8 protein-coding genes, 2 tRNA genes and 2 pseudogenes are annotated in these 8,848 nt (G+C 48.8%); 6 read left to right on the top strand and 6 right to left on the bottom strand.

Features of this window, described 5'->3' with window-relative positions:
• A pseudogene (locus tag MKMG_RS09480) lies at positions 1-216 on the top strand (iron-sulfur protein); the annotation flags it as partial.
• Between the two features lie 2 nt (positions 217-218).
• Here the strand turns inward: MKMG_RS09480 and amrS are convergent.
• The gene (amrS, locus tag MKMG_RS09475; RefSeq protein ID WP_165077551.1) at positions 219-1,208 is read right to left on the bottom strand and encodes an AmmeMemoRadiSam system radical SAM enzyme; all 990 of its coding nucleotides are present in this window, start codon (positions 1,206-1,208) and stop codon (positions 219-221) included.
• Positions 1,209-1,316: 108 nt separating this feature from the next.
• On the opposite strand from amrS, the gene pyrH reads away from it, so the two are divergent.
• From pyrH to nth, 3 genes are all read left to right on the top strand, one after another.
• Positions 1,317-2,018: a UMP kinase gene (gene pyrH, locus MKMG_RS09470; RefSeq protein WP_165077549.1), complete on the top strand. Its 702-nt coding sequence runs from the start codon at positions 1,317-1,319 to the stop codon at positions 2,016-2,018.
• Between the two features lie 55 nt (positions 2,019-2,073).
• Positions 2,074-2,148, top strand: a tRNA-Pro gene (locus tag MKMG_RS09465).
• Between the two features lie 9 nt (positions 2,149-2,157).
• On the top strand, positions 2,158-2,808 hold the full coding sequence (gene nth, locus MKMG_RS09460) for an endonuclease III (RefSeq protein ID WP_165077547.1): 651 nt from the start codon (positions 2,158-2,160) through the stop codon (positions 2,806-2,808).
• Here the strand turns inward: nth and MKMG_RS09455 are convergent.
• The 4 genes from MKMG_RS09455 to MKMG_RS09440 all read right to left on the bottom strand — a co-directional run bounded on the left by MKMG_RS09455 (position 2,805) and on the right by MKMG_RS09440 (position 6,203).
• Positions 2,805-3,986 carry an inorganic phosphate transporter gene (locus tag MKMG_RS09455; protein WP_165077546.1) on the bottom strand — a complete coding sequence of 394 codons (1,182 nt, stop codon included), beginning with the start codon at positions 3,984-3,986 and terminating at the stop codon, positions 2,805-2,807. The two genes, nth and MKMG_RS09455, sit on opposite strands and share 4 nt — an antisense overlap.
• 8 nt (positions 3,987-3,994) lie before the next feature.
• A complete protein-coding gene (locus MKMG_RS09450; protein WP_371415212.1) occupies positions 3,995-4,618 on the bottom strand; it encodes a DUF47 family protein in 624 nt (207 codons plus the stop codon).
• 305 nt (positions 4,619-4,923) lie between these two features.
• Positions 4,924-4,995, bottom strand: a tRNA-Ala gene (locus tag MKMG_RS09445).
• Between the two features lie 38 nt (positions 4,996-5,033).
• Positions 5,034-6,203, bottom strand: a complete 1,170-nt coding sequence (locus MKMG_RS09440) for a nicotinate phosphoribosyltransferase (protein WP_165077542.1) — start codon at positions 6,201-6,203, stop codon at positions 5,034-5,036.
• 137 nt (positions 6,204-6,340) lie between these two features.
• On the opposite strand from MKMG_RS09440, the gene MKMG_RS09435 reads away from it, so the two are divergent.
• Together MKMG_RS09435 and MKMG_RS09430 are read left to right on the top strand one after the other, a co-directional pair.
• Positions 6,341-7,012 carry an MTAP family purine nucleoside phosphorylase gene (locus tag MKMG_RS09435; RefSeq protein ID WP_165077541.1) on the top strand — a complete coding sequence of 224 codons (672 nt, stop codon included), beginning with the start codon at positions 6,341-6,343 and terminating at the stop codon, positions 7,010-7,012.
• Between the two features lie 4 nt (positions 7,013-7,016).
• Positions 7,017-8,339: an amidohydrolase gene (locus tag MKMG_RS09430; RefSeq protein ID WP_165077540.1), complete on the top strand. Its 1,323-nt coding sequence runs from the start codon at positions 7,017-7,019 to the stop codon at positions 8,337-8,339.
• 172 nt (positions 8,340-8,511) lie between these two features.
• On the opposite strand, the pseudogene MKMG_RS09425 reads toward MKMG_RS09430, so the two are convergent.
• A pseudogene (locus tag MKMG_RS09425) lies at positions 8,512-8,848 on the bottom strand (AMP-binding protein); the annotation flags it as partial.

The raw sequence follows: 8,848 nt of genomic DNA, 5'->3' as shown, positions 1-8,848 counted from the left end.
ATGGCAGATGGTCCTGAAAATTTTGAACAGCAAATAAATGAGGCAGAAAAAAAAGGAGAAGCACTGGTGCACGCCATCAGAAATAAGACAACATACCCCGAACAGGAAGCATTCCATGCAGAGATGAGGGAGCATATGTCTGCACTTGTCAGTGCAAACCGGGAGACCATGCAGCACGAATACCAGTATCTGAAAAATATTGGCTGGATTGAATAACTTCAGACAACAATGGGGATTTTCTCCCCGCATGCCAGACAGTGTGTGCCGTCAAGCCCACAAACTTTCGTCATATACCCATTTCTTTCAATGAGCAGTGCGCCGCAGGCATGACAATAGGTATGCTGATAGGCGGTATTTCCCACATTCCCGGTGTAGGGATACAAAATCCCCTCCTCTTTTGCAATGCTGCACGCACGTTCAAGAGTGGCAGCAGACGTCGGAACTGTATCGGTCATATGGTATTGCGGATAAAATCCGGTAAAATGCATCGGTGTTTCCGGGCCGATATGTTCCACGACCCAGCGGATAAGGGCGCGAATCTCATCCGGACTGTCATTCATTCCGGGAATGATCAGGGTCACTGTTTCAATATGCATCCCGCACTCTTTTGCAATCACCGTTGATTCGAGAACCGGTTCCAGACGGGCCGAACAGACAGACCGGTAAAAGGAATCAGAGAAGGATTTGATATCAACCCTGAACGCATCAAGGACGGGCGATATATCCTTCAGCGCCTCTTCGGTGATATACCCGTTTGTCACATAAATGGTCTTCAGATCCTGATCTGCTGCAAGCCGGCCCATATCCTTGGTGTATTCATGCCAGATGGTCGGTTCATTATATGTCCAGGCAATACTTCTGCATCCGGTCTTCACCGCACGGCGCACACCCTCTTCAGGTGATATATCATGAAGAGTACCCCTGTATTCAGAGATCTGGGAAATTTCCCAGTTCTGACAATGTTTACACCGGAAATTACACCCGATACCTCCCAGCGAATATACCTCTGTTCCCGGCAGAAAATGATTCAGTGGTTTTTTTTCGACTGGATCGATTGCTTCAGCACTCACCTTGCCATAGGTAAGGGGGATCAGCCTGCCGCCGGTATTCTTTCGGACACCACATATTCCTGTCTTTCCGTCATGAATTTTACACCGGTGTGCGCATAGATCACAGCAGATCACATCGTCCCCGCATGCATGACACATATCAGCTTTTCTTTCGGTCACCACTATCATCCTGCCAGTCCGGCACTACCTGAGTATAGCGAGGGGATGTAATAAACTTTAAGCCCTGCAGACAAATCAGTATCCTGAATGAAAACCATAGTAATCTCGCTGGGTGGCTCAGTTTTGGTACCGGATATCGGGAATAATAATATCAAACAATACCGTGACTTACTGAGCAGCCTTAAAGATACATGCCGGATTTTTATTGTTGTTGGAGGAGGGGGCGAAGCCCGTCGCTACATCGGAGCGGCACGTGATCTGAATATTGATGAAGGCACAGCAGACGAAATCGGAATCCTCATTACCCGGCTGAATGCCCGTCTTTTGATGCATGCCTTAGCAAAAGACTGTTACCCGGACATCCCTGAATCATATAACGATGCGCTGATTGCCGGTGAAAGCGGTAAGATTGTCATTATGGGCGGTGTGACGCCCGCACAGACAACAGATGCGGTTGCAGCAGTGCTCGCAGAACGGACGGGAGCGGATCTGTTGATCAACGCCACAGCAGTCGATGGCATATACACCGCAGACCCCAGAAAAGATGCTGCTGCTGAGAAGATACCGTTCCTGACCCCTGATGAACTGATTGAAATAGTTCAGACCGGGCGTATGGATGCAGGCTCAAATAATGTCATTGACCTTGTGGCGGCAAAAGTCATTCAGCGGAGTAAAATTCCGATGGTAGTGCTTGACGGCAGAGATCCCGAAGGCTTACTCAACCTCATCCAAAACGGCGTAAACAGAGGCAGTCTGGTATCATATAACCCCGATCTGGCAGCATTCTGAGAATCATATCGGCAACTATTTTTACCCAACCCGCCAATATAATGTGCAACCAAGGGGGGCAGTAGGGTAGCCTGGTCCATCCTAGAGCGTTTGGGACGCTTTGACGGCAGTTCGAATCTGCCCTGCCCCATCTATTATTATGATTCAGGAAGAAGCGGACCTGATTCTTTGTATCCTTGCAGAAGATTATCCGGTGCACAATGGCGTTGTATCTTTTCTTGTATTTGAAAATCCGTTTCAGATTCTCATTCTCACTATTCTCTCCGCACAGACAACGGACCGGACGGTAAACAGTATCTCCGGGGCATTGTTCAGGAACTACCCCGATGCATGCACACTGGCAGATGCCTCTCCTGAAGACGTGGAATCCATCATCCGCCCGACCGGATTTTACCATACGAAGGCCAAAAACATCATTTCGACTGCCCGGGCTCTTGCCGCGCATTACGATGGAGAGGTGCCGCAGACCATGAGTGATCTGGTCACCCTTCCTGGAGTCGGAAGGAAGACGGCAAATATTGTACTGAACCATGCATTCGGACAGAATGTTGGAATCGCGGTCGACACCCATGTGCGACGGCTTTCACAGAGGATTGGCTTTTCCGATGCAACAGCCCCGGAGACCATTGAAAAAGATTTAATGCATCTGTTTGAGAAGTCCCGGTGGAAATATATCAATTATCTTCTCATATCACACGGCCGGGCGGTATGCAACGCAAAAAAACCCAATTGCAGTGCATGTAAAATATCGGGCCACTGCCGCTTTTTTAGGGAAAATAGTGGTGATTAAAGAATAACTGAGGCATACAAGACATACACCACCCAGGAAACCAATGCTGTTGCAGGGATGGTAATGATCCACGCCGCCACGATTTCACGGACAATACCCCACCTCACCGCAGAGGAGTAGCCACGTGTGGCACCTGCACCCATGATCGCACCACTCATTGCATGCGTCGTTGAGACAGGCACACCCAGTGATGTCATCAGGGAAAGAACCGCACCGCCTGCCATTGAAGCTGAAAATCCCTGGTATGGTCGGATTTTTGTTATTTTGTTCGCCATTTTATCAACAACCCGCCATCCGCCAAGCAGTGTCCCCAAAGAAATTGCTCCGCAGGAAGCCAGTATTACCCAGATGGGTACTGAAAATTCTGACAGGATGCCACCGGCAACCAGCATGGCGGTAATAACACCCATTGCATTCTGGGCATCATTTGCACCGTGCCCAACCGCCTGAAAAGAACCGGCGGCAATCGTAAGCGGCCTGAACATCGTATTGAGGCGGGAAGGATTCTTTGCACTGCACAGATGCATTATGATGACACCCAGAATAAATGAAGAGATGAGGCCAAGCATCGGCGATATTACGATGAATATTACCACCGCAAAAATTCCTGTGATCTTAACATAGCCGCCAATGATGAGTGCCGGAATAATGATTGTTATACCTACCAGAAAGGCCAAAGGTGCCCTGCCCCGCCATTCCTCCCTGCGCAGAACTGCCACTGCAATATAGAGGAGCATACAAACGAATCCGCCTGCAGCCATTGCAAGCACGACGGTCTTCACGAGGTCCCAGTCGGGCCAGAGTATCGCACCGACACCGGCACCCGCAATACCGGCACCAAGAAGGCCGCCAATGAGTGCATGTGAACTGGATATCGGAATACCCAGCATTGAAGTGGTAAACACCCAGAGAACTGCACCAAACATTGCTGCCAGAAGAATATGGGTCGTCAGAAATCCCGAGTCAACGATACCTTTGCCAATAGTGGCTGCAATTGCTGTCGTGAAGATGAGAGGGCCCAGAAGATTAAAGAACGTGGCCAGCGCGACTGCCTTTACCGGGGAGAGGGACTTTGTTGCAATGATCGTTGCAATCGAGTTTGCTGCATCATTAAGGCCATTTACAAAGTTAAATGCCAGTGCCAGAATAATTCCCAGTGCGATTATCAGAGTGTCCATAATTCACATCAGGAATGGCGAATCGCAATATCACTCAGGACATTTGCAGCATTTTCACACCGGTCAGTCGCGCTCTCCAGCTTTTCATATATATCTTTATACTTTATCAGGCGGATCGCATCATTACACTGGAATATTTCCTGAATTGCCTCACCCAGCAGGTCATCACCCAGATTTTCAAGACGATTGATTTCAATACATCGCTCTTCAATTCCTTTCGGGTGTTTCAGATCCCGTATCCCTTTGACAGCAAACAGAAGTTCCTCGGCTGAAATTAAGATCAGTTTCGATAATTCAACCATAAACCGGTCCGTCTCAGGGATGCCATAGAGGTACATCATGCGTGTGGCACCATCGATATAGTCCAGAATATCGTCCAGAGATGACGCAAGACGTGATATTTCATCCGGCTCAATTGGTGTAATAAACGTTGTATTAAGCAGATTGTAGATATTATGAGTGATTTCATCTCCCTTGTGCTCTAACGCCTTCATCTTATGACATTTGTTTTTCAGGTCATCATAATTTTCAACAATATAAACCAGGAATTCAGCTCCATCCCGTACATTTTCAGCTGACTCCTCCAGAAGGTCAAAAAATTGTTTGTCCTGTGGAATAATCCAGTCTTTCATCCCCATGCAGATACCTGCAATTTAATTCACCGGAACCCGTAAAAGGCTTTGGAATAGAAAGAGAGATCGATTGATCAGATCATTAATTTTGCCTCTGAATTAATGAATAACAGTATTGAATTACATGTGTCATCACACGGTCGCATGTGTCCGAACCGGTGATGCCCGTAATGCACCCTGACCAGCCGCCCTCACCGCCGCTGTCTGAGACGGTAAAAAACAGATTGCAACTGATGAATACAAATGTCAGCCAAATGATACAACTTCAGGATCAATAGTAAGCATTGCAAAAAAACTGAATGATATGGACCGAGCGGGAATTGAACCCGCGGCCTCTACCATGCCAAGGTAGCGATCTTCCCCTGATCTATCGGCCCACTGTGCATACTAGCTTCGCGTTCATAGGTTAAAATGATTATTTATTCGTCTCAGCCAGACTGCGAAGAAAATGCTGAAGACGGAGACGTGCTTCACTGACAGGATCAGAAGAAGTCTCTGCATAAGTATCTGTAGAAGTGTCTGAAGAGACCCGGTTGCCATTCTCCAGTGCAGCTACGATAAGCGGTCTTCCCCCGGACGGTCTCTCAGACGATTCCGGAAGCAGAATTCTCTTTCCCTCTTCGGTCAGGCAGACCTGTTTCACCCCGCCTTTCTTCCCTCTCTTTGAAACGGATTTGCCATTTCGTTCAACAATATCCATCGAAAAATCGATCACCGGCGCATTGGCAATGGCACCTCCCACGCCAAAGGCATCCACAATATCACCATATGCAACAATATCTGATTTCGTCAGCCCCCCGCTCAGGAATATTTTTACCGAAGTAAACCCGTGCAGGTCCAGCTCCCACCTGACCTCCTCCAGAATAGAACGCATATCCCCCCTGCGCGAACGGGGCGTATCCAGCCGCACCGCCTCTGCACCTGCCCTCGCTGCTGCAAGTGCTTCGAATTTCTCATCACAGAATGTATCACAAAGATATATCCGGGGAATATGCTGAGGTGCATAGCGGTCAAAGGCAGCCCACCCAGCCTCTGCTGACCCCACACTCATAATAAGTGCATGCGGCATCGTCCCTGCAAGAGGAATACCTGCCGGGGCACAGGTATTACTCACACCGGCAACGCCACCAATCCATGCGGCCCGTTCAATCATACCGGCAATCGCGGGATGCTGTCTTCGCGAACCAAATGAATAGAGGGGCTTATCTTTGGCAATGACAGTGAGATGTGCAGATGCACTGGCAACACCGGACGCATGGCAGAGAAAACCGAGAATTACAGTCTCATATGTACAAAAATCAAGATATTTACCCGATATTCTGAGAACAGGTTCACCAGGATAGAATATTGTACCCTCAGGCATGGCAGACACATTCAGCGGCATACCTTCCAAAAGAGACAGCACATCCGCGGTACCGCAGACGACCCCCCACTCATCAGGCAGCGAGGCTGCTGTTATTTCCATGGTCACATCAGGATTACAGCCTTCAGCACGCAGGACTTCATCAGTGTGGACAAAGTAGACATCCGTACATTCGCCAGACATAATTGCTGAATCACTGACAATTCCAAACCTGCTCGTCATAAACTGTGAGGTTGGATCACATTGCATATGAATATGATTCTAACCGTTCCGTCGTTTTTATGACTGAATCATACAGATAGTACAACATAGATTGCCTGATTTCCGATACCAGTCAGGCATGACGGAGCAACATATAAATGCTAGGCATCATTGGCGGTACCAGTCTTCTTTTTGCTGAATTACCTGACCTGAAAAAAACCGAAATCGCCACGCCATACGGTTCTGCAGAACTGTATCTGGGAGATATCGCGCTCTTGTTGAGACACCAGTACGGAATGCCCCCTCACCGGATCAATTTCCCTGCCTGCATCTCTGCCCTTGCCATCGCAGGCGTTGACCGGGTAGTGGCATTCGGCTCGGTTGGATCCCTGAAAAAATCAATCGGGCCCAATTCAATAATCATTCCTGATGATTATGCCACGACAACGGCAGTGCCGACAATCCACAACCACTCACAGGTGCATGTCATGCCGGGAATAGACACCGACCTGAGTGCAGAGGTCTCTGCCTGCATCCCCGAGTCACAGAATGGAGGCACATATGTGCAGGCCGGCGGCCCCCGAATCGAGACAAAAGCTGAAGTCAGTGCCCTCTCCCGAATCGGTGATGTCGTCGGAATGACTGTCTCATCAGAAGCCACACTATGTAATGAACTGGGCATTGCATTTTCCGCAATATGCATGGTTGACAATTACGCACATGGTCTTGGAGAAGATGAACTGTCATATGAGCAGATTCTCAATTTTGCCCGGGCAAACACAAAAAAGACTGAAATGATACTTGAACGAATCATTACAAGAATTGGGTGATATCATGACAGAAAATACAGACGGTTACGAACAAAACAGGACAAAATTCATTCAGAACGCACAGGTGAACGGAGAGAAGCAGGACATCTATATTGATGAATGCGGGACAATCCGGTCGGTTGGCACAGATATCAGCAAGGAATTTCGTGGTCAGGCAGAATGCATCATCGATGCTTCAGGCATGGTCGCCATCCCCGGACTGGTGAATACCCACACCCATGCCGCAATGAGCCTTTTGCGCGGATATGCAGATGACATGCACCTCCAGGAGTGGCTTTCAGAAAAAATATGGCCCCTTGAAGCACACCTCACCGGAGAGGACGTCTACTGGGGTACAAAACTTGCCTGCCTTGAAATGATCCGTTCAGGCACCACCGCATTCAACGACATGTACTTTTTCATGAAAGATGCAGCGCGTGCCGTTGATGAATCAGGAATCCGCGCGACGTTCTGCCACGGGTTCATTGATTTTGACAACCCTGTAAAACGGGAGACTGAAATTGCCGCTACAAAGGACCTTGTCCGGCATATCAAATCTGCGGGCAATCCACGATTGCAGGCTGCAGTCGGCCCGCATGCACCCTATACCGTATCACGGGAAGGCCTTGAATGGTGTGCCGAATTCTCAGAACATGAGGAGATCATGCTGCACATCCATCTCAGTGAGACCGAAGGGGAAGTATCCGGCTGCATTGAAAAACACAACATGCGGCCTGCCGCCTTCCTTGATTCATGCGGATGCCTTTCAGAGCGCACACTTGCAGCCCACTGCTGCTGGCTTGACGCTGAAGAGTGCAGCCTGCTTGGCAGGCGCAGGGTGAGTGTCTCACACAACCCTTCATCAAATATGAAACTCGCAGTCAACAGGGCACTGCCATACCAGGCGCTTAAGGATGCAGGCGTAAATATCACTCTGGGGACAGACGGATGCTCCTCCAACAATAATCTGGATATGTTTGAAGAGATGAAGTTTGCCGCATTGCTCCAGAAATTCTACTGGAACAGCGACACCCTGCTTCCGGCGGATGAAGCACTCGCGATGGCCACTGCAAACGGCGCAACAGCTCTGGGCATACCAACCGGAGTAATTCAGGAAGGCCACCCCGCTGATATTGTCTTAATCGACATGGCAACCCCTTCGATGGTGCCCATGCATAACAGTGTCTCAAATATTGTATATTCGTGCAGCGGCGGGGCAGTCGACACCGTCATCTGTGACGGCAGCATTCTGATGTCGGATAAATTCATCCCCGGAGAAAAAGATATTCTGGAGAAAGCACAGGAGACTTCATTCCGGCTGGTTGAACGTGCAAATGCACCTCAGTAAATACGCACCTGCTGCTGAATAACCGGCAGACCTCTTTTTTTGCATATTTTCCCCGGAGAAAAAAAGCAACGGGAATGCGCTCAATTCCTGTTATCTATTCAGTTCACGATCAAAATCAGCAGGTATGAAACAGACCGGAGGCGCAGTATCTCCCAAAAAATAATTGAAAGGGTTATGCAGTTTCAATCTGTGCTTCGTCTTCAAGGCCCAGTTCGCGGATGGAAATTTCCCGCATCTCACCTTTCCTGATTTTTCCGGTGACTGTCGCTGGGAAATCTGTTACAAATTTCACATAGCGCGGCGTCTTATACCGCGCAATCCGGCCGTCACAGTAGGCCCTGACCTCCTCTTCTGACATATCAAACCCTTCGTGCAGTTTAACCCAAGCCATCAGTTCTTCCCCGTACTTCTCATCCGGAACACCAATGATGTAGACATCCTCTATCTTTGGGTGCGTATGGAAAAATTCCTCAATCTCACGGGGATAAATATTCTCTCCGCCACGAATG

It is taken from the genome of Methanogenium sp. MK-MG, from assembly GCF_009914725.1.
Taxonomy (GTDB): domain Archaea; phylum Halobacteriota; class Methanomicrobia; order Methanomicrobiales; family Methanomicrobiaceae; genus Methanogenium.
This window is presented reverse-complemented; position numbering and strand designations above follow the sequence as displayed.

Bases quoted from the DNA above. Each gene is read 5' to 3' on its own strand.
- amrS (WP_165077551.1), bottom strand. From the start codon at position 1,208: ATGTGTCATGCATGCGGGGACGATGTGATCTGCTGTGATCTATGCGCA.
- pyrH (WP_165077549.1), top strand. From the start codon at position 1,317: ATGAAAACCATAGTAATCTCGCTGGGTGGCTCAGTTTTGGTACCGGAT.
- nth (WP_165077547.1), top strand. From the start codon at position 2,158: ATGATTCAGGAAGAAGCGGACCTGATTCTTTGTATCCTTGCAGAAGAT.
- MKMG_RS09455 (WP_165077546.1), bottom strand. From the start codon at position 3,986: ATGGACACTCTGATAATCGCACTGGGAATTATTCTGGCACTGGCATTT.
- MKMG_RS09450 (WP_371415212.1), bottom strand. From the start codon at position 4,618: ATGAAAGACTGGATTATTCCACAGGACAAACAATTTTTTGACCTTCTG.
- MKMG_RS09440 (WP_165077542.1), bottom strand. From the start codon at position 6,203: ATGACGAGCAGGTTTGGAATTGTCAGTGATTCAGCAATTATGTCTGGC.
- MKMG_RS09435 (WP_165077541.1), top strand. From the start codon at position 6,341: ATGCTAGGCATCATTGGCGGTACCAGTCTTCTTTTTGCTGAATTACCT.
- MKMG_RS09430 (WP_165077540.1), top strand. From the start codon at position 7,017: ATGACAGAAAATACAGACGGTTACGAACAAAACAGGACAAAATTCATT.